Origin of the sequence: Actinomyces acetigenes (assembly GCF_031296635.1) — a bacterium.
Lineage (GTDB): Bacteria > Actinomycetota > Actinomycetes > Actinomycetales > Actinomycetaceae > Actinomyces > Actinomyces acetigenes.
In genome coordinates this window covers 52,886-73,121 of record NZ_JASPFC010000002.1, presented here as the reverse complement: position 1 = coordinate 73,121, position 20,236 = coordinate 52,886, and the positions used below count along the sequence as shown (strand labels likewise).

Genomic DNA, 20,236 nt, shown 5'->3' with positions numbered 1-20,236 from the left:
CGGTACTGCTGAACTGGGCTACTTCACAATCTGAAGTTTTGGTTTGACAGCCGGGTGCTTCTCGCTGACCAGATTCTCAAAACTGGATTCCGTACCCGGAGTCGGGGCTGCGTGAAGTGCTTGGCCGAGCATAAAACCAGTAACATCGTCAGGACGTTGACCGATTGTCCTGGCCCAGTCCGAGACCGAGAGTTCCCGAGACCTGAGATGATCATTGAGTGTGCTGAAGACTCGTGATTTCTCGTAGGGGAGTGTGCTGCCCGGCTCCCCTTGATGGAAGCCTCGTGTGGTGAGCGCAGCGAGCATCTGCCGGTATCCCCAGTCCGACAGCACTCCTGCGTCGTAGATCGAACGCGCCGTTGCGATGGCCGACGTTCCGTAGGTGATCTTGATCTTCATCAGAGTATTGAGCGACGGAGGATTTGATAGTTTGGCACGCAAGGACTCTGTGGGAAGCAGGAACTCGGCGGCAAAAATGTTCGCTTCATGCTCGATCTGTCGGTCTGTCGACTCTTCGGTTCTGGTGACATCTGAGTGGAGTATCAGGTGGCCGATCTCGTGTGCTAGATCGAAACGTGAACGCTCCGCTGTCTTGACTCGGGACAGGAAGATGAAGGGGCGTCCCTCCGCTGACCAGAAACTGAATGCATCCACTTTGACGTCCTCCAATGGAATCCCGAGGACTCTGATGCCGTGAGCCTCAGCCATCTGCACCAGATTGGGGGCAGGTCCCAGGCCCATTCCCCATGCTAGACGCAGAGCCATAGCCGCCTCTTGAGGTGAGTTGCGAAACTCGGTGTCGATCAGGTTGAGGGCGGGTGTCCTAAAATGTTTAGAGATGGACCTGTAGAACTCGACGCCCAGTGCTCCGAAGGCTGTTGAACGACGCAGTAAGACGGAAGGAGAACGTCGTCGTGCCCGGAAGAACACCTGTTTCTCGTCCAGTAGGTCAATCTCCTTGGTTGAGAAGAACTCAGGCGGCATGCCTGTGATGGTCGCGATCTGATGCAATCTTGATGAGGGGGGTCCCACAGACTCCCATGTTGTTACTGTGCGAGGTGTCGTCCCTGCTTTGTGGGCTAGTGCTGACTTGGACAGTCCTGCCCTCTGTCTGGCCAGGGTGACTCGCGATGCCTCGAGTGTCATGAGATGGCGGTGATCTCGAAGTCCACGTCCTGTGTGGCTGCGTAGGCCTGCATTCCGTCACCGGAAGTCAAGTCAGTGTATCCTGAAAGGTCTTGTGTGGGCAGAATGATGCGCGTCTCCCACTGGGTGACGAAGCCTTTGTCGCAGTCTATCGGCAGTGACAGCTCCAGGCGTAACTCATTGCTGGCTCGGTCCCAGAAATAGAGCAGGACCCAGGTTTGCAGGTCGGCGAAGACTGTATCCTTATCGCCCGGTCCGAGGTCGAGCCGACACTGCGTGTATCGCGGAGCGCTACTCTTTGCTGCGTTGTTTTCGACCTCATTGGCGAATCTGGGGCCTTTGGTGCGTGCGTTGCGCGGGTTACCATCCGCGTGAGCAGTCTGTGAGTCGCCGCCAACTGCTGCGATTGCCGTGGTTCCGTCTGGGCTGACTGATCGGGGAGCGTTGGCGATGTCATGGTGCTTCCAATCCTCGCCGTTGAGCTGTTTGCGCAGCGCTCCCACGATCTTCGACCAGATGGAGAACCCGAAGGAGATCGCCGGTTCAAAAGGTGAGTATCCGGCGACTGCGTTCTGCAACCCCTCAACGCAGGGCCGAGTGAGGTTGGAGGGGGACAGGCCCATCGCGCGGAGCTCCTGCTCGGCCGCCGTCCCGGTGATGACTCGTGCGCGTGGCAACTGTGTTGTGGGCTGAGTCATGAGGGCCTCCCGGAGCCTCGAACGAGTGGACGGAACCAGAAGTTACCACAGATGAGCGTACAGAACCGGAAGTAGCAGGGGTGCTGTGTGGTGTGTCAAGCGGCTGCGGGTGGCTGTGTTGATGGATGGGGGCGTAGAGAATGTCGTTGCGGATCATGGCGTGCAGGGTCAGGGTGTCGCGGTGGGTTAGGGCGAGGACGGCATGGCCTAAGGCTGTGTGCCCTGGTTGCGTTTGCGCTGGTAGACCTTACGCAGGCGCTCCTCGTCGTTGGGTAGGTCTCGTGGTTGACGGGCTTCCTCCATGTGAGTGCTGCCTCAAGGGGGGCGGGCGCTCCTCACCCTGCGCAGCCGCCTCATGACTGACACCGTCACCCGCGCCCTGACCCAGTGAGCCTGCAAGGCTGCGACTGCTGGAGGCAGGGAGCTGAGAACGTCCCGTGCTTCTGGCCGCAGAGGTGTTTACCTCAGGAAGGGCATTGTGACGAACGAATCCGTGTGTTGTCGGGTGGTTCTACCCATCGCGCTGAGCCGGTGAGGCAGTAGGCTCACGGCAGGCCAATACCTGGGCAGAATCGAGAGGGGACGGCTATGGCGATGACACCTGGGGTGCAGGTCCTGCTCAGGGTGCCGGCGAACCATCTCGACCGGCCAGCCTCTGCTTTCGAGCGGTTCATCTCGCTGCCTGCCATCGTCACTGGTGCACGGGGTCGCGTGGCACGTGGAGGCCATCTCCTGGTCACCACCACAGAGGTCATCTTCGAGCCCCACGCCATGAATCTCAACAGTGAGCGAAGTCGGCTACGTATCCCCGTGGTAGAAATCCTTGCTGCACGCCCCAAGACCTTCATTCTCCACGTCACCGTCGTCATCTCAACCGCACGGGGAGGCGACCTGGAGTTCGTGACGTGGAGCAGGAGGAAGATCCTTGCGGCGATCCAGCAGGCGCGAGCCGCTCAAGGTCTGCCTCAGCTGATGTAGTAATATATCCAGCGTTGTGTCAGGAACTCACGGCAGGCTGGCGAGATGACTACTCCGCAGTATCCAGGTTACCCAGACGACGGTTCCCAGTCCGGTATGGGTGCCGGTGGAGGGATGCCTCCCTACCCTGCGGGCGCGATGGGCGGCGTGCCGATGAGCGTCGGCGACGGCATGTCCTGGGCGTGGTCCAAGTTCAAGGAGAATGCGCTCATTCTCATTGTGGGGATTGGTCTGTGGACCGTTCTCTCGAGCTTCACTATTGAGGCTCACTATAATATCAACGGAGAGGAGCACGGTTTCGGCTTGGTGGGTCCCTCTGGAACCTACATCGCCTCGGAGAGCTCATCCCCTTCGCCCTGACCGGTGCTGGCCTCTACATCCTCGGTGGGATCACGCTGATCGGCTGGCTTGTGACGGTCCCGCTGGTGATGTTGCTCTCCGCCTACTCCTACGTGCGTATCCAGGGCTACGACGTCGTTCGCTGACCTCATCTCTTCAGGTCTCCTCCGCGCCCCGCTCGTCACAGACGGCGGGGCGCGGACTCGTTGCGAGCCGGAGGGCGCACCCGCTCGGCTAGAGTGAGGCCGACGTCGCTCAACGCCGTCGTCGAGAACGATCCTGCCCATCCCAAGGACCTCCGTGCCCCTGAGCCCCACCGCCCCCGTCCCGCGTGGCGCGGACGAGCGTCCCGCCCTCATTCTGGCCAACCTCGGTACGCCGTCGGCCCCCACGGCCAGAGCCGTTCGGCCCTTCCTGCGGGAGTTCCTCTCCGACCGCCGGATCGTTGAGACGCACCCCCTCCTGTGGCGCCCCGTCCTGGAAGGCATCATCCTGCGGGTGCGCCCTCGCGCATCGGCAGCGAAGTACGCCACCATCTGGCGCCCCGGCGAGGAGACCAGCCGCTCCGGTTCCCCGCTCATGCACTACAGCAAGCGCCAGGGCGAGCTGCTCCAGGAAGAGCTCGGCGAATCAGTCCAGGTGCGTGTCGCCATGCGCTACGGGCAGCCGGCCCTACGCCGCATCATGGGTGAGCTCATGGAGGCCGGCTGCCACAGGATCGCCCTCATCCCGCTCTACCCGCAGTACGCGGCCTCCTCGGCCGGCACCGTCGTCGATGAGGCCGCCCGCTTCATCCTGGCCTCCCGCAACCAGCCCGAGCTGCGCACCATCCGCTCCTTCGAGACCGCCCCGGCCTATATCGAGGCCCTCGCCACCGCCCTGGAGCAGCACTGGCAGATCCACGGCCGCCCCGACCCGGCCGCCGGCGAGCGCCTCCTGCTGTCCTTCCACTCCATCCCCCAGGCCATGCACAACGCCGGGGACCCCTACCGCGCCGAGTGCGAGCGCACCGTCGAGCTCCTCTCACGGCGGCTCGACCTGCCCGAGGGACTCGCCGAGCTCACCTTCCAGTCCGTCTTCGGACCCGCCGCCTGGATCGGGCCGGCCACCATTGACACAGTCAGCGAGCTCGGCCGCGCCGGCTGCCCCCGCCTCGACGTCATCTGCCCCGGCTTCTTCTCCGACTGTCTGGAGACCCTCGAGGAGATCAACCAGCTCAACCGCGAGACCTTCACCACTGCCGGAGGCGGAAGCTTCCACTACATCCCCTGGGGCAACGACTCCGAGGGCGCCATCGCCACCCTGGCTGAGCAGGCCCGAAACGTGCTGGCCGGCTGGATCTGAGCCCGGCCTCCCTCACTGCGGCATCGGCCCGGAAGGTCGGTCTCAGCACGAGAGACCACAGGCCCTCGCCGGGGAAACTGATGCCCGGGACGGTATGGTGACGTAAACAACCCCGATTCTGTGAGGAAGTCGCCGTGCATCTTGAGTGGTGGTCCGTCCTGCCCTTCGCGGGCATGCTCGCCTGTATCGCCGTCCTGCCGCTGATTCCGGCCACGGCCCACTGGTGGGAGAAGCACTCCAGCCAGCTGCTCGTCGCCGTGAGCCTGGGTGTGCCGGTGGCCGCCTGGATGTGGGTCCTCGGCGGCTGGGAGGTCGTCTTCGCCTCCGTGGTCGAGTACTTCCAGTTCATCACCCTGCTGCTGGCCCTGTTCGTGGTCTCCGGCGGCATCTTCCTCAAGGGCGACATCCGCGCCACGCCCCGCAACAACACGATCTTCCTGGCTATCGGCGGCGTCATCGCCTCCTTCGTGGGTACCACCGGTGCCGCCATGCTCCTCATTCGGCCCTTGCTGGCCACCAACAAGGAGCGCCGCTACCGCGTGCACACGGTGCTGTACACGATCTTCGTCGTGGCCAACTGCGGTGGGCTCCTCACACCCCTGGGCGACCCGCCCCTGTTCCTGGGCTTCCTGCGCGGGGTGCCCTTCACCTGGACCTTCAACCTCCTGCGCGAGTACCTCTTCGTCAACGCCATGCTGCTGGTGAGCTACTACGCCCTGGACTCCTACTACTACTCCCAGGAGCCCGCCAAGGCCGTGCACGACGACGACACCGAGATCGAGCCCCTGGGCCTCAAGGGCTCGCTCAACTTCGTCTTCTTCGCCGCCATCATCGCCGCCGTTGCCTTCGCCCCCTCCGTCGACGCGCACGCCATCGAGGAGGGGCATGCCGCCCTGGGCGACTGGATCCCCGTGCGCGAGTTCATCATGCTCGCCTCCGCGGCCGGCTCCTACTTCCTGGGCAGCCGCGAGGCCCGCTTCAAGGACAACCAGTTCACCTGGGGCCCCATCGCCGAGGTCGCCATCCTGTTCATCGGCATCTTCCTCACCATGATCCCGGCCCTGCACTACCTCGACGAGGTCGCCGGCTCGCTGCCGCTTAACGAGGTCACCTTCTTCATCTTCACCGGCGGGCTCTCCTCCGTCCTGGACAACGCCCCCACCTACGCGACCTTCTTCGAGATGGCCGGCAAGGTTCCCCACCCCGGCGGCGTTCCGGTGGCCGGGATTCCCGAGCTCTACCTCGTGTCCATCTCGCTGGGGGCCGTCCTGTGCGGTGCCATCACCTACATCGGCAACGGCCCGAACTTCATGGTCAAGTCTGTCGCCGAGTCCGACGGCGTCGAGATGCCCAGCTTCGGCGGCTACGTGGGGCGCTCCATGAAGCACCTGGTTCCGGTCATCGCCGCCATGGTCCTGCTCTTCATCGCCCCGGGCCTCCTGTGGAAGATCCTGGGCGGAGTGCTCACCGTGGGACTGCTGGCGCTCGACGCCCGCCTGCTGTCCCAGTCCCGCCGCCTGGCCCTGGCCGACCAGACCGAGGACGCTGAGGGCTGAGCCGCCCTGTCCTCATGAGCCGTCTCCGGCTTCAGCGCGTTCCCGGGGCGGTGACGAAGTCAATGAGCTCCTCCATGCGGCCCAGCAGGCTCGGCTCGAGGTCCTTGTAGGAGCGCACCGTCGCCAGGATGCGTTGCCAGCCCCGGGCGATGTCGGCCTGGGTGGCGTGCGGCCAGCCCAGGGCCTCCAGGGTGCCGTGCTTGATGTCGGTGCCCCGCGGGATGTCCGGCCAGCGCTCCAGCCCCACCCGGGCCGGCTTGACCGCCTGCCACACATCCACGTACGGGTGCCCCAGGACCAGCACGTTCTCTCCACCGGGCATCTCGGCCACCCTTTGGGCGATCCGCGACTCCTTGGAGCCGGCCACCAGGTGGTCCACGAGGACGCCTGCCCGCCGCTCGGGGGCCGGGCCGAAGTCGGCCATGACCTCCTCGAGGTTGTCAACGCCGTCGAGCATGAGGACGACGACGCCCTCGTGGCGCAGGTCGTCACCCCAGACCTTCTCCACCAGCTCGGCGTCGTGCTTGCCCTCCACCCAGATGCGTGAGGCGCGCGCCACCTTGGCCCGCTCGCCCTCGACCGCGTAGGAGCCTGAGGCCGTCAGTCGTCTCCCGGCGGCGCTTACCGCTCCGGTGGGCGTGCGCCTGCGCGCCACGGGCGGGTCCAGGATCACCGGGCGGCCCTCGATCCAGAACCCCGGCCCCAGGGCGAAGCCGCGGCGCACGCCGTGACGGTCCTCCAGGACCACGACGTGCTGACCGCCCGACTTCTCCACCGCCACCGCAGCACCGACGAACCCGGTCTGCCGGTCCTCAACCACCAGTCCCGGCGTCACCGGCACGTGCACCGACTCCGGGCGTATAGCGCCGGGCCCCGTACGGTGCGGGTTGACCGACAGGACGTCCCCGCCGTAGCGGTCACTCGACGACGGCCTGCGGGCAGCGGACCTGCTCGCAGCCGCCCCACCGCGCGAGCGCGAACCGGCCGGGGCTCCCTTCGCCTGCTGCTTCTGCTCGGCCTCGGCGCGAGCCCTCAGGGCGGCTCGGCGGGCGGCAGTCGATCCGGGGACGGGGGAGTGGTACGGGGCGGGCGTGTTCACCCTCGGCACGGTAGGGGAAACTCACGGTCCGCCGGCGGTGGACCCGCCGGACCACAGCGTAGGATGGCACTCACGTGGGGTGAGTGCTAATCGCTGGCCGCACCCCACCGGTGTGCGGGTGGCTTGCCGCCTGACGCCAGCACTGATCGCGTCTCGGCACTGATGAGGGGAGGAGGACCCGTGGCCAACGACCGACGTCTCAAGGTCCTGTCCGCCATCGTCACCGACTACGTGCGCACGCGCGAGCCCGTGGGGTCCAAGGCCCTCGTGGAGCGCTACCAGCTGGGCGTGTCCCCGGCGACCATCCGCAACGACATGGCGGCCCTGGAGGACGAGGGCTACATCCACCAGCCGCACACCTCGGCCGGGCGCGTGCCCACCCAGAAGGGCTACCGCCTCTTCGTCGACGAGGTCGCCCGCATCAAGCCCCTCTCGGCGCCCGAGCGGGCCGCCATCACCGCGCTCCTGTCCGGGGCGGTCGACCTGGAGCAGGTCGTGGCCCGCACCGTGCGGGCACTGGCCCAGCTGACCGGCCAGCTCGCCGTCGTCGAGTACCCGAGCCTGCGGTACGCTGCCCTCCAGCACCTCGAGCTCGTGGCCCTGGGGCCCGAGCGCGTCCTGCTGGTCATCATCACCGACACCGGCCGCGTCGACCAGCGCACCGTGACCCTCAGGTCCCGGGGCTCCCTGAGCGCGCGCCATGACGGGGGTTTCGACATCGCCGACGTCGTCGACCCCCTCGTCCTGGAGCGCCTGCGCACCCGGCTCAACGGCGCCCTCGCGGGTCGCCGCGCCGCCGACGTCGCCCCGATCCTGGCCACCCTGGCCGAGCAGGCGTCCGCCGACGAGCGCTTCCTGCTCGAGGCCGTCTCCGACGAGCTCATCGCCGCCCTGCGCCCCGACGCGGAGGAGCGCCTCGTTGTCGCCGGGACCGCGAACCTGGCCCGCGCCACCCCGGACTTCTCCTCCCTGGGTCCGCTCCTGGACGCCGTCGAGGAGCAGGTGGTGCTGCTGCGCCTGTTCACCGCCGCTGACGGTGCCCCGGCCGGCGAGAACCGGATGCGCGTGAGCATCGGCTCGGAGAACAAGGACGACGCCCTGGCCGAAGCCTCTGTCGTCACCACCACCTACGGGCCGGGAACCGGTGAGGCCGTCGCCCACCTCGGGGTCATCGGCCCCACCCGCATGGACTACCCGGCCACCATGACCGCCGTCCGGGCCGTGGCCCGTTACCTGTCCCGGTTCCTGTCCCCACCGGAGACGTGAGAACCGGCCTGCCCGACCCGCCCCCAAGCGGCCTGGCCGGGCCCGCCCCCCAAACATCCACCGAAGAAGTCGTAGCCGTAAAGGAAGAACGCAGTGAGCAACTACTACGAGGTCCTCGGCGTCAGCCGCGACGCCAGCCCCGAGGAGATCAAGAAGGCCTACCGCAAGAAGGCCCGCCAGCTGCACCCCGACGTCGCCGGCCCCGGCCACGAGGAGGAGTTCAAGGAGGTCTCCACCGCCTACGAGGTCCTCTCCGACGCCGACAAGCGCCAGATGTACGACCTGGGCGGGGAGGACGCCGTGCGAGGCGGCGGCGGATTCGGCGGGGGCTTCGCCGGAGCCGACTTCGGCGACCTGGGCGGCATCTTCCAGTCCTTCTTCGGCGGGGGAGCGGCCAGCCGCGGACCGGCCTCCCGGGCCCGACGCGGCCAGGACTCGCTCGTGGCCGTGGACGTGGAGCTCTCCGACGTCGCCTTCGGGGCGACCCGGTCAGTACCCATCGACACCTACGTCACCTGCACCGCCTGCGAGGGCTCCTGCTGCGCGCCGGGCACCGAGCCGGTCACCTGCTCCCAGTGCAACGGTGTCGGCAACGTCCAGCGCATGACCCGCACCCTCCTGGGGCAGGTGATGACCTCCTCACCCTGCCCGGGCTGCCAGGGCTACGGCACCGTCATCGTCACCCCCTGCAAGGACTGCTCCGGCGAGGGCCGCACCCGGGTGCGCCAGGACCTGGAGGTCTCCATCCCCGCCGGGGTGTCCACCGGGACCCGTATCCGCATGTCGGGGCGCGGCGAGGCCGGCCCGGCCGGCGGCCCCAACGGCGACCTCTACCTGGAGATCCACGAGAAGCCGCACGAGTTCCTCGAGCGCGACGGCGACGACCTCTACACCGAGCTGCGCGTGCCCATGACCGCGGCCGCCCTGGGCGCCGTCTTCCCGCTGCAGACCCTCGATGGCGAGCAGAACGTCACCGTCAAGGCCGGCAGCCAGCCCGGCGACGAGGTCGTCCTCGACGGCCTGGGCGTGGGACGCCTGCGCCGCAAAGGCCGCGGGGACCTGCACGTGTCCATCGTCGTGGAGACCCCCACGCACCTGGACGACCGCCAGCGCGAGCTGCTGGCCGAGCTGGCCCGCCTGCGCGGGGAGGACGACGTCGAGCCTGTGCGCGACTCCAGCGTCATGGGCAAGCTCAAGGAGCGCTTCTCCGGGCGCTGAGCGCTACCTGGCGGCTGGGCGGCGGCTTTGCGGACCGCCGTTCAGCTGCTGGCCGGCGGCTGGTCGGCGCGAGGTGACTCGGGCCAGTAGTGGGAGTCGGGGGTGGCCCGGGCCCCGAAGATCGCCTGGCCCACCCGCACGCAGGTGGAGCCGCCCTCGATGGCGGCCTCGAAGTCCCCGCTCATCCCCATCGACAGCAGCCCGTCGCCGACGGTGCCCGCCTGGAGGGCGGCGTCGCGCAGCCGGCGCATGATGCTGAAGCACTCGCGCACCCGTGCCTCGTCACTGGTGTTGGCGGCCAGGGTCATGAGCCCGCGCACCCGCAGCGAGGAGTAGGCCGGCAGTGCCGCGAGGAAGTCGGCGACGTCGGCCGGCTCCAGCCCGAACTTGCTGGGCTCGCCCGAGGAGTTGACCTGCACGTAGACGTCCAGGCCGCGCCCGGCCGCCTGCAGGCGCCGGTCGAGGGCCTCGGCCAGGCGCAGGGAGTCCAGGGCCTGGAACTCGTCGGCGAAGGCGGCCACGTTCTTGGCCTTGTTCGTCTGCAGGTGGCCGATGACCGACCAGGAGATGCCCAGGTCAGCCAGGTTCTCGCTCTTGCGCTGGGCCTCCTGGACCTTGTTCTCACCCATCTGGGTGATACCCGCGGCGAAGGCGGTGCGCAGGCGCTCCTCGGGGACGGTCTTGGACACCGGCAGCAGACGGATCTGGGAGGCGTCGCGGCCGGCGCGCTTCGCGGCGGCGTCGATTCGGGCGCGGACGGCGTCCAGGTTGCGGTGGAAGTCCTCCACCGTGATGGCGGTGGTGTAGGTGGGGGTCGGGGACGACTGAGGGGAATGGGCGGCTGAAGATAACTCGGTCATGGTCACTGACGCTAGCACCGCCGACGGACACCGGTTCGATGCGGCCCGTAGGCTGGGGCCGTGACCGCACCCGTCTTTCTCTTGACGCCCGAGACCATTGAGCCTGCCGACGCTGTCGCATCGGCGGGGACCGGAACTGTCCTCATGCTCACCGGGCCTGAAGCCCGCCATGCCGTGACCGTCAAGCGCCTGCGTGCTCAGGAGCGCGTGGACCTCGTTGACGGTGCAGGCCTGCGCCTGCTGTGCGAGGTGACCGGGGCCGGCGTCGGCGGTGCCAAGGACCGCCTGGCCGTGCGGGTCCTGGAGCGCGTTGAGGAGCCCGAACCGTCGCTGCGGCTGGCCCTCGTTCAGGCCCTGGCCAAGGGCGGGCGCGATGAGCAGGCCGTGGAGACCGCCACCGAGGTCGGGGTGGGGCTGGTGCTGCCCTGGCAGTCCGAGCGCTGCGTGTCCGTGTGGCAGGGGGCCAAACAGGCTAAGGGGCGTCAGCGCTGGCAGGCCACCGCCCTCCAGGCAGCCAAGCAGGCCCGTCGGGCCCGCGTGCCCGAGGTTGAGGAGGTGCGGGACACCCGCAGGCTGGTCGACTGGGTGGGGCAGACGGTTCGTGGCGGGGGCGTGGTGCTGGTCCTGCACGAGGAGGCCAGCACCCCGATCAGCACCGCGATGGAGTCGGTGCGCCTGCCCGCGCCCGGACAGGCGCCGTTGGCGCTGGCCGTCGTCGTGGGGCCCGAGGGCGGTATCAGCCCCGAGGAGACGGCGGCCCTGGAGGTGGCCGGGGCGACGACGGTGCGGCTGGGCCCACATGTCATGCGCACCGCCTCGGCCGGCCCCGTCGCCCTGGCCGTCCTCGCCCACGCCAGCGGCCTGTGGGAGTGAGGCAGTGGTGATGGTGACGATCCTTGTGGAGATCGGAGGAGCTGAGTCGGCTGGCTGACGAACGTGGTTTCAGCGTGGATGCCGCTTGCTTCAGGCTAGTGCTCTTTCGAGTGCTTCTCGCATGAACTGACTGCGAGTTTCGCCCTGAGCCTCAGCCCTACGGTCCAGTGCATCTCGATGTGAGCGTGGCACTTTGAAGGCGATGGTGACAAGATCCTCGTCTGAGAGTCGAGGCCTGCCTGGAGAAACAATGAACTCTCCTGGAGTGCCGGGATACTCTCCTCGTTCTGCTGCCTCACCAAGTCGCTCGATCTCGTCATCAGTGAGCGTGGCGCCGCTCTTCGTCTTATAGGTGCTCATGTGTTCTCCCTCCTAACCTGTAGTTCCTGAGCCATCTTGTCGGTGAGTCTCATAGCGTGAAAAATCAGTAGGCTGCCATCGTCGAGTTCCACCCCAACCATCTCGAGCAGCCGTCCATGAGGGTCTGCTCCGGCTGCTGCGTAGTACTCAGGCGGGTCATAGTTTCTTCGGCGGACTGCGATGGCGCTGCGCCAGGCGGACTCAACGTCTGCGACCTGTATGTCAGGGTGACGGCGGGTGATGCGAGGATGAACGGTGATCCTGTCCAACATCCGCACAATCTCCTGCCGACATATTTTGTCAAACAAAATTCTAGCATGTCGTGTCGCAGGGTCGCTTCCCAATGGGATGGATCGCAGGCATGCTCTGTCTATGAGTGAGACGAGTGAGCGATGAGCCCGCGGGGACGGCGGCCGGCGGGGAGCCCGGACACGCGTGAGGCCATCCTGGCGGCGGCCCGCACCGCCTTCGCCCGCGACGGCTACCAGACCTCCCTGCGCGGCATCGCGCGCGACGCCGGCGTCGACCCTGCCCTGGTCCACCACTACTTCCCGGACCGCGCCACGCTCTTCGCCAAGGCCGTCATCGAGTCGACCGCCGGGGTTGACGCCAACCTCATGCACCGGGCGGCCTCCATCACCGAGCTCGAGCCCGAACGGCTGGGGGAGGGAATCGTGCGCGCCTTCATCGGCCTGTGGGACGACGCGGGCGCGGACCGCTTCACCGCAGTCATCCATGCCGCGCTCGGTCAGGGCAGTGACGTCGAGCCCTTCCGTGATTTCATCGCCACCGGGGTTCTCTCGCCGATCGTCACCCACTTCTGCCCCGACCGCCCCCAGCTGCGCGCCCAGCTCATCGCCAGCCAGATCATCGGACTCGGCCTGGCCCGCTGGGTCGCCCGCATGGACCACATCGCCGGCCTCGACATCGAGGCGGTCGCCGCGCTCGTCGGCCCTACCATTCAGCACTACGCCTTCGACGACCTGCCCGACGTCACTGATCCCGTCTGATCACTGAGATCGGCTCGGTCTCCGAGCCGAGTTTTGTCCGTTTGGGACGGCTTTGAAGCTGCGTTTCTGGCCTGGGGCCCAGCTAAGCCACCCTGACCTGCACGGATGGGAACCGCTCTGGCTGAAGGGTTGTTCAAAGTCGTCCCATGTGGACAGTTTCCAGCCCCAGCCTCTGGACAGCGGGTCATCGTCGACCTATATTCATCACATGATGAAAAGCGATGAAGGAGAGGCGCCCCGGGAGTCGGGGGCCGGCAACCAATCGCACGACTCCAGCCGAGACATCACGTCCTGCGCCTCCTCGGCGCAGCCGGCCGTCACCGCGACGGACCTGCGCGTGAGTCGCGGGCGCAAGGAGATCCTCCACGGCCTGGCCCTGAACCTGGCGCCCGGCACGATCACCGGCCTGCTCGGTCCCTCGGGCTGCGGCAAGACCACCCTCATGCGCACCGTCGTTGGGGTTCAGCGCTACCGCGGGCAGGTCGAGGTCCTCGGGCACGCCCCCGGTGCCGCCGCCGTGCGCGGCCGAGTCGGTTATGTCACCCAGGACCAGGCCGTCTATACCGACCTGACTGCCCGCCAGAACCTGCGCTACTTCGCCTCCCTGGCCGGTAGCCGGGCCCGCGACTTGGACGAGGTTCTCGACGTTGTCGGGCTGACCGCCCTGGCGGACCGACCGGTGTCCACCTACTCCGGTGGCGAGGCCGGCCGCGTGAGCCTGGCCTGCGCGCTTGTGGCTGACCCCGACCTGCTTGTCATGGATGAGCCGACCGTCGGCCTGGACCCGGTCACCCGTGAGGAGCTGTGGACCACCTTTCACGCCCTGGCTGAGCGCGGCGTCACCCTCCTTGTCTCCAGTCACGTCATGGATGAGGCCTTCCGCTGCGACCAGGTCCTCCTCATGCGTCAGGGCCGCATCCTGGCCACCACCACGGCCAAGGACCTCCTGGCCAGCACCGGGGCGGACACGGTGGACGCCGCTTTCCTGGCCGTCATCGCCGACTCCGAGAGCCGGCTCGGGCAGAAGGGAGGGCAGCGCTGATGCGTCTGCGCACCTACCTGGCCACTACCCGCCGCATCCTGGCTCAACTGCGTGCCGACCGGCGCACGGTCGGCCTCATTTCGATCGTGCCCGCCGCACTGCTGACGCTGCTGTACTTCGTCTACCGCGACTACCCCGGTGCGGACCTGCTGTTCAACCACATCGCCGTCTCCATGATGGCGATCCTGCCGATGACGGTCATGTTCCTGGTCACCAGCGTCGCCATGCTGCGCGAGCGCGTGGGCGGCACCCTGGAGCGGCTGTGGACCACCCCGATCCACCGGGCCGACCTCCTGTTCGGCTACGCCACCGCCTTCGCGCTGACCGCCGTCATCCAGTCCCTCATCCTGTGCGCCGTAGCCGCCTGGGGCCTGGACGTGGACATCTCCGCCTCCTGGGGGTGGGTGGTGCTCACCGCCCTGGTCGACGCCTTCGTCGGGGTGTCTCTGGGGCTGTTGGTCTCGGCCTTCGCGCGCACCGAGTTCCAGGCCGTCCAGTTCATGCCGGTGGTTATCGCACCCCAGCTGTTCCTGTGCGGGCTCCTGGTCAGTCGCGACCAGCTGCCGCGCGCCCTGGAGGCGGTCGGCGACGCCCTGCCCATGAGCTGGGCGGTTGACGCCGTCACCGAGCTCACGACGGCCAGCGAGCCCTCCGACGATTTCTTCCGATACCTGGCCTACCTGGTCTGCTTCGGCCTGGTGGTGCTGGGGGTGGCGGCCTCCACCGTGCCGCGCAAGACCCGCTGAGCAGGGAAACGTGCGACGGCGGGCGCGAGGGTGAGGGCCTTCGTGCCCGCCGTGCCGTGGCGTCGGGCGGGGTTAGGGTTGCCTTATGTGGATCGTCTTCGCCTGCGGCTCAGCGCTTTTTGCCGGCATCACCGCCGTCTTGGCCAAGGAGGGGATCCGCACCACTGACTCGACTGTGGCGACGGCGCTGCGCACTGTCGTGGTGCTGGTGGGGGCCTGGGGCATGGTGTTCATCGTCGGCTCGCAGACCGACCTGACTCACCTCGATGTCCGCAGCACCGGCCTGCTGGTGCTTTCGGGGCTGGCAACCGGGGCTTCCTGGCTCTGCTACTTCAAGGCGCTCCAGCTCGGTAGCGTCAGCAAGGTCGTGCCGATCGACAAGCTGAGCACAGTGCTGACAGTGCTGCTGGCCCTCATGTTCCTGGGGGAGAGGGTGCGCCTTATCGGTGCGCTCGGGGTTGTGTTCATTGCGGTCGGGACGTTGTTGATGCTCGACGCCGATGACCTGCGCGTCCTGCCCCGGGCCGTGCGCGGCGGCGGGGGCTGGTTGCTCTATGCGCTCGGCTCAGCCTTCTTCGCCGCGCTCACCGCGATCCTCGGTAAGGCTGGCATCACTGGGGTGGAGTCCAATCTCGGTACCGCGATCCGTACGGGGGTGGTCCTGGTGATGGCCTGGGTGATGGTGGTCGTCACCGGAAGACTCCGGGAGGTCCGTGCCGTGCCGCGTGGTGAGCTCGGCTTTGTCCTGGCCTCCGGGGCTGCGACGTGTGCCTCCTGGCTCTGCTACTACCGGGCGCTCCAGGACGGCCCCGCCAGCGTGGTCGTCCCCATCGACAAGCTGAGCGTGCTGGTCACCGTCCTTTTCTCCACCCTCGTCCTGCGGGAGGCCGTAAACAGGCGCTACCTCGTCGGGCTGGCCCTGCTCGTTGTTGGGGTCTTGGTGATGCTGATCCGTTGAGGGCGCCAGCTGTTGGACGATGACTGGCACCGTCGTCACTGTGCCCGCAGCGGGTTTCAGGCAGCTGGCATGGGTGGAGTACTGGGCTCTACTGCTTGCGTATGTATGCGATGGTGAACTCCTTGACCTGGCGGAAGTACTGTTGACGCAGGCGCAGATCGAGCCAGTCGGTGTCGAAGGGCTGGAATACGTCCAGTCCGCGTCCCAACATGATGATCCAGTCCGTGTCGGTAGTGATCGAGCGGTCATGGATAGTGTCGTTGAATGAATACTCGAATTTGATGCCGGCGACGGCCGAGTTGGTGCGGATTGTCTCTAGTTTCTCCTGCTGCTTGGTCGCGTAGGTGGGATCTTTATCGCGTTTGGTGGTCAGGTGGACGGTGATTTCCTTTGTGGTATCGGTGTACTTGGCGATGGTCTCAATGAGCTCCATCAGGTTGCGCGCCTGGTAGGGCTGGCGGATATACGGGTCAACGACGTCAATGCGGGTGGCTCCGCGCACGTACGGGCCAATGTACCGGTCGAAAGTGAAGCCGCGCCTACCTTCGGCGAGCTCGAGACGCTGTTCTTTCAGTTCTGATCCCGAGTGTTTCTTCCTGGGGGTCACTTCACCGGTGCTGTTGGCATCGTTGGTGGGAGCGGTCTTGCCTGCGGATTCGGAGCGAGCCTCGCCTGCTTCGGTACCCGGATGGTACAGCTCCGGATACTCGTCTTCCTCCAGAGTGGTCACCTTATAGATATGTCCCGCGTGGGTGTATTCGAAGTTGACCGCCGTCATGGTGCCATCGATGCGGATGAGCTGGTCCTTGACGCGTTTACGCCCTTCGAGCGCGATCCGAAGTTGGGCACCGATCTCATCGTGGTTGGCCTGCCCGGAGGGATGGATGAGTTTCATGAGTCCGGAGAAGGTCTTGTGGATGCCATCTTGATCACGAGTGGATAGGTCGTCGGATAGCGCGAAATAGCGTTCATAGTGGTGCGAGTAGTCGATGTCGCGCAAGGAGCGAAGGACTTCGGCCAGGTAGTCGACGACGAAGCCGTAGCCGCTGGAGAACATCTCGCCACGAATCTGCTCGAACTCCCAGCCGGGCACGTAGCAGTGGATGCGGTCCAGGAAAGCAGGATCATGGTACTGCTCGGGAAGCTCCTCGAACAGGTCGGAGTTCTTGAGCATATAGGGCACAGTATGGGAGGTGTTGCCAACGAACACCATGGATGCTTCCGCACCGAGCGTCTCGACACCCCGGGAGAAGGACTTGTTGGCCATGTAGTTTTTCATGATGTCAACGAGTGCGCGGTCGGCACGTTTCTTCTTTCCGGCGAACTCGTCAAAGGCAACGCAGTCCCAGTAGCCGACCAGCCCGATTCTCCCGGAGGCGTTGTTCACGAAGAGCTTCGGGACGGTCACCTCGCCCCCGGAGATCAACATGCCGTGAGGTGAGAACTCGGAGTAGATGTGCGACTTGCCGGTCCCCTTGGGGCCGAGCTCCACCAAGTTGTAGTTGCGCTCAACGAAAGGAATCAGCCGCACTAGGTGAAGGAGCTTAGCTCGGGGGCCGAACATGGCGGGGTTGAAACCGATGGACTGAATGAGTAGGTCGATCCACTCTTCGGTACTGAACTGTTCTCGGGTGCGGGTATAGGACTCCAGATTCAGGCGCGAGAGCTGGATGGGCTTGAGCGAGTGCAACCGCCAGGGAACGTCTTTTGAGTTGCCCGAGTAGGCGTAGACGATGTCGCAGATGCACCAGACTCCACCGGTCAGGAGCTTGGGATGGTTGCGTACCGTCTCCGCACTGACCTCCACCCTGCTGATGCCCAGGTTGGAGAACTCGGCCTCATAGATGTCCAGCCTCTCATTGAGGGCGACGGAGACCTTGTCAATGATGCGGTGGCGGCCCTTCTCCCGGATACGCGACTGGATGAGTCGGTTCTCCCCTCGGTGCACGTAGTGGTCCCGGAGGATGGTTCGGACGTGCTCGATGCCGGAACGGATAGTGGCCTCATCGTCCGTGGCCGCGTACTGGCCTAGCAGGTACTCCAGGACGTAGGTGGGCACGATGGCGTTGCCCTTGACGGTCTTGACAAGGTCCTTGCGGACGACGACGCCGGGGAAGGCCGCTGCGATCTTGCGGTCCAGCGGGGTGGGGGAGAGGTGCTGTAGCTGGTCGGCCAGTTCGAGCTCGGTGGGTTCCGGGGTTGTCATAGTTGCATCCTAGAAGTCGAAGTCCGCACCAAAGTCGCTGGTGAAGGTTCGTGAGAGGGTGAAATGAGCTTTTTCGCTATAGGGGCGGCGTTGCGAACCGACCGGTTCGTGCAGCCGCAGCTCGATGGTCTTGCCGTTGAAAGCGTCTGCATCTCTACTCAGCGTCAGCGTGAGCGGGAAGAACCGGTCCCTGGCTTCTGGTGAGGTCTGTGAGCAGTCCACTGTGACCTCGTCGGAGATCAGTGTGTTGCCTGCATACAGTCCGGCGACCAGGCGGCGCGCCTTGACCTTTTCTCTGACCGGCTCTTGTTGGAACAGCATGATGGTGATCTGCCCGGTGGTGATCTTGTCAGTTTCGGTAACGATCTTGACGGGGGTTTTGTGAATGTCCGAGGAACGCCCCTTGTTGACGGCGATGACAGGTACCACGACCTCCTGCAGAGAAGCGCCACCGTGCACGAAACGCGTACCGGAGCCGGTGGTGCGGATTCGGTGGATGGAGGCGGGCACTTGAGCCTCGATGTCTCCAGCCATCTGAAGCTGCTGGGATGAGAAGGTGATGAATGCGGGGTCTCGCTTGAGGCCGTGGCCCAGCGCGAAGCGATGGTTCACATGCAGCAGGGTGTCGCCGTGCGGTTTGACAGATAGATAGTCCTGATCCTCCAAGCGGCTGTCCTGATAGAGGAAACCGTGATCGGCGGTGATGAGGACGTTGTTAACGTTGGCGTTCGCCAGCTTCTTTACCAGCCGGACCAGCTCCTTGATGGCGACCTCGCAGGCGCGGAAGGTGTCTGACTCGGTAGCCTGCTTGTCCCCGGTGTTGTCGATCTGGTTGTGGTAGACGTAGAGCAGCTGGTGGTTCTTGACTAACTCTCTGGCTTCGATTGGCTTCATGTCGAGGAGCTCATTGGCCTGGATCGCAGTGCCCCCTGCGGACGTGAGTACCCTGCTGCGGTTCTCGGTTCCCGCACTGGGATTACCGTCCACCTCCACTAACCCGTCATTGGCAAAAGCAAGGGACTTGTGCGGCAGCAGTGCTGCCATGCCGAGCTGGGTGTAGGAAGGCAGCACCGAAAGCATGGCTGATGGCCTCGCCGTGAAGCGGTCCTCTTGGCTGATACGTCGTGCCAGCTCCTCGCCCACCTCGTAGCGCAGCGCGTCAGAGACGATGACGACGATCTTCTTGCCCTTGTCCAGCCAAGGCCTGCTGACGTGATCAGTGAAGAAAGACATGGCAGAAGGAACCGAATTGATCTCCCACCGTTCCAAGCCCTCGATGTACCTGCGCCACTCCTGCCCGAGCGGCGTGAGGAAGTCTCTGATGTAAGCTGCTTCTACCGCTGTTTTCAGTGTGTCGAGGGCGGAGTCCGGCTCGTAGAGGTTGAGGTTCTGGTTGAACCGCCGGTAGGCTTGGTCAATGGAGAACCAGTGCTGGGTGTAGCGCTCGAAGCCATCCTGGAGGGAGGACATGTTCCAGGACCCGGCGTCGATACGAGTCAGCAGGGTTGACGCCGCGCTGACGGCCTCATAACCGGCCTTGAACTTGCTGTGCCACGGCAACGCAGCACGACTCTGCACGGCCTCCTGTACTTCCTTGTCCGTCAAGCTGCGCTCTTGCACCCGCTGCGCCAGACGCCGGACGATTTCCTGGTCCACCAGGGGGAATGTTCGCCGGCTCAGCAGCTCGGGCAGGTCGAAGTCGGCGACACGCTCCGCAATGCCTAGCAGCTCTGCCGCACGACGAGCCAGCAACCGGTAGGAATCGGCGAACCGGAAGTCGTTGTGCCACGTGCTGAAGTCACGGCGGATGTTGGCGTACTGTTCGGCGCCCAAGTCCGCATGGGTGGGGGCAAACTCCTCCCACGCCCGGTTGAACAACCACCCCACGAAGTCGTTGACGCTGGGCTCTTCCTCGGGGGCGTATCCGTAGATGTTGCGCGTCCCTTTCCAGTGAAAATCGGCGAGTCCCAAGCGAGTGATCGTACCGATGCCGGTGGACTCCCCGTCCGCGTTCTCCATCAGCAGCGCCCGCCAGAGCGCCTCCAGCGAGCGCTCCTCAGTGCCCAGCACAACGGCGACCATGGAAGCGGTGATGGCAGAAGCGTCGTCATCCGGACGCAGACGGGCCTTGAGCTTGTCGCGGCGCTGTGCGCTGTCGAAGAAGAGCGGGTACTGAGCGACGACGCTACGCAGCGCCAATCCGCCCCCGAGCTCCTGCACCAGAAGCGAGGTGTGGTCCGCGGTGAAGGTCCCGTAAGCGAGCTCCATGTCCTTGAGCCAGTTGTCGGTGACTGTCTCCGGGGTGTCTGGCTCGCGGAAGCGGTAGAGCAGGAACTTGCGCTTCGGCTCGGTCAGCAGGACCCGGCGCTTCAGGGCGAACTCGTTGTCCTCCACCCGCAGCACGGTGACGTCCGGGAGGGAGAGGGCTTCCAGCGAGTCGGTGTATCTGCCTTCGGGGTCCGACCAGATGACGATCCGCCCGGGTTCGCCGGGACGCTCGAAGCGCTCGCTGAGCTGGCGCAGGATGGCTGTCATGG

General features: G+C 65.8%; 18 protein-coding genes. 11 read left to right on the top strand and 7 right to left on the bottom strand.

All coding sequences use genetic code 11. The features are described 5' to 3' along the window. Positions 1–18: 18 nt before the first annotated feature. Positions 19–984 carry an ImmA/IrrE family metallo-endopeptidase gene (locus tag RIV14_RS01315; protein WP_256695018.1) on the bottom strand — a complete coding sequence of 322 codons (966 nt, stop codon included), beginning with the start codon at positions 982–984 and terminating at the stop codon, positions 19–21. Positions 985–1,142: 158 nt separating this feature from the next. After that, a complete protein-coding gene (locus tag RIV14_RS01310) occupies positions 1,143–1,844 on the bottom strand; it encodes a hypothetical protein (RefSeq protein ID WP_075371833.1) in 702 nt (233 codons plus the stop codon). 588 nt (positions 1,845–2,432) lie between these two features. On the opposite strand from RIV14_RS01310, the gene RIV14_RS01305 reads away from it, so the two are divergent. The 4 genes from RIV14_RS01305 (at position 2,433) to RIV14_RS01290 (ending at position 6,061) form a co-directional block, all read left to right on the top strand. Beyond that, positions 2,433–2,822 carry a hypothetical protein gene (locus RIV14_RS01305; RefSeq protein WP_256699045.1) on the top strand — a complete coding sequence of 130 codons (390 nt, stop codon included), beginning with the start codon at positions 2,433–2,435 and terminating at the stop codon, positions 2,820–2,822. Between the two features lie 45 nt (positions 2,823–2,867). After that, positions 2,868–3,182 (top strand): hypothetical protein, encoded by a 315-nt coding sequence (locus RIV14_RS01300; protein ID WP_256699047.1) that lies wholly within the window; start codon positions 2,868–2,870, stop codon positions 3,180–3,182. Between the two features lie 279 nt (positions 3,183–3,461). Continuing rightward, complete coding sequence (gene hemH / locus RIV14_RS01295) at positions 3,462–4,505, top strand: ferrochelatase (protein WP_075371835.1); 1,044 nt, start codon at positions 3,462–3,464, stop codon at positions 4,503–4,505. 134 nt (positions 4,506–4,639) lie between these two features. Continuing rightward, the gene (locus RIV14_RS01290) at positions 4,640–6,061 is read left to right on the top strand and encodes a sodium:proton antiporter (RefSeq protein WP_075371836.1); all 1,422 of its coding nucleotides are present in this window, start codon (positions 4,640–4,642) and stop codon (positions 6,059–6,061) included. A 31-nt stretch (positions 6,062–6,092) separates the two neighbouring features. On the opposite strand, the gene RIV14_RS01285 is transcribed toward RIV14_RS01290, so the two are convergent. Beyond that, positions 6,093–7,169: a DUF3097 domain-containing protein gene (locus tag RIV14_RS01285; protein WP_075371837.1), complete on the bottom strand. Its 1,077-nt coding sequence runs from the start codon at positions 7,167–7,169 to the stop codon at positions 6,093–6,095. 171 nt (positions 7,170–7,340) lie between these two features. Between RIV14_RS01285 and hrcA the strand changes: the two genes are divergently transcribed. Together hrcA and dnaJ are read left to right on the top strand one after the other, a co-directional pair. After that, on the top strand, positions 7,341–8,426 hold the full coding sequence (gene hrcA, locus RIV14_RS01280; protein WP_075371838.1) for a heat-inducible transcriptional repressor HrcA: 1,086 nt from the start codon (positions 7,341–7,343) through the stop codon (positions 8,424–8,426). Between the two features lie 93 nt (positions 8,427–8,519). After that, on the top strand, positions 8,520–9,644 hold the full coding sequence (gene dnaJ, locus RIV14_RS01275; protein ID WP_075371839.1) for a molecular chaperone DnaJ: 1,125 nt from the start codon (positions 8,520–8,522) through the stop codon (positions 9,642–9,644). A gap of 41 nt (positions 9,645–9,685) precedes the next feature. Here the strand turns inward: dnaJ and RIV14_RS01270 are convergent, their stop codons facing one another. Next, entirely contained in the window at positions 9,686–10,504 is an 819-nt protein-coding gene (locus tag RIV14_RS01270; RefSeq protein ID WP_075371906.1) for a YggS family pyridoxal phosphate-dependent enzyme, read from the bottom strand. 60 nt (positions 10,505–10,564) lie between these two features. Between RIV14_RS01270 and RIV14_RS01265 the strand changes: the two genes are divergently transcribed. Continuing rightward, positions 10,565–11,377 carry a 16S rRNA (uracil(1498)-N(3))-methyltransferase gene (locus tag RIV14_RS01265; RefSeq protein WP_075371840.1) on the top strand — a complete coding sequence of 271 codons (813 nt, stop codon included), beginning with the start codon at positions 10,565–10,567 and terminating at the stop codon, positions 11,375–11,377. A gap of 90 nt (positions 11,378–11,467) precedes the next feature. On the opposite strand, the gene RIV14_RS01260 is transcribed toward RIV14_RS01265, so the two are convergent. Then, positions 11,468–11,737, bottom strand: coding sequence for a ribbon-helix-helix protein, CopG family (locus RIV14_RS01260; protein WP_009397524.1), 270 nt, complete (start codon positions 11,735–11,737; stop codon positions 11,468–11,470). A 392-nt stretch (positions 11,738–12,129) separates the two neighbouring features. Between RIV14_RS01260 and RIV14_RS01255 the strand changes: the two genes are divergently transcribed. The 4 genes from RIV14_RS01255 (at position 12,130) to RIV14_RS01240 (ending at position 15,493) form a co-directional block, all read left to right on the top strand. Beyond that, the gene (locus tag RIV14_RS01255) at positions 12,130–12,747 is read left to right on the top strand and encodes a TetR/AcrR family transcriptional regulator (protein WP_075371842.1); all 618 of its coding nucleotides are present in this window, start codon (positions 12,130–12,132) and stop codon (positions 12,745–12,747) included. A 208-nt stretch (positions 12,748–12,955) separates the two neighbouring features. Further along, complete coding sequence (locus tag RIV14_RS01250) at positions 12,956–13,789, top strand: ABC transporter ATP-binding protein (RefSeq protein WP_178387828.1); 834 nt, start codon at positions 12,956–12,958, stop codon at positions 13,787–13,789. Beyond that, the gene (locus RIV14_RS01245; RefSeq protein WP_075371843.1) at positions 13,789–14,535 is read left to right on the top strand and encodes an ABC transporter permease; all 747 of its coding nucleotides are present in this window, start codon (positions 13,789–13,791) and stop codon (positions 14,533–14,535) included. The genes RIV14_RS01250 and RIV14_RS01245 overlap by 1 nt, the downstream gene beginning before the upstream one ends. Positions 14,536–14,620: 85 nt before the next feature. Beyond that, positions 14,621–15,493, top strand: coding sequence for an EamA family transporter (locus tag RIV14_RS01240; RefSeq protein WP_075371844.1), 873 nt, complete (start codon positions 14,621–14,623; stop codon positions 15,491–15,493). Positions 15,494–15,581: 88 nt separating this feature from the next. Here the strand turns inward: RIV14_RS01240 and brxL are convergent, their stop codons facing one another. Next, the gene (gene brxL, locus RIV14_RS01235; protein ID WP_081381789.1) at positions 15,582–17,699 is read right to left on the bottom strand and encodes a BREX system Lon protease-like protein BrxL; all 2,118 of its coding nucleotides are present in this window, start codon (positions 17,697–17,699) and stop codon (positions 15,582–15,584) included. 9 nt (positions 17,700–17,708) lie between these two features. After that, entirely contained in the window at positions 17,709–20,234 is a 2,526-nt protein-coding gene (pglZ, locus tag RIV14_RS01230; RefSeq protein ID WP_075371909.1) for a BREX-1 system phosphatase PglZ type A, read from the bottom strand. Positions 20,235–20,236 lie beyond the last annotated feature (2 nt).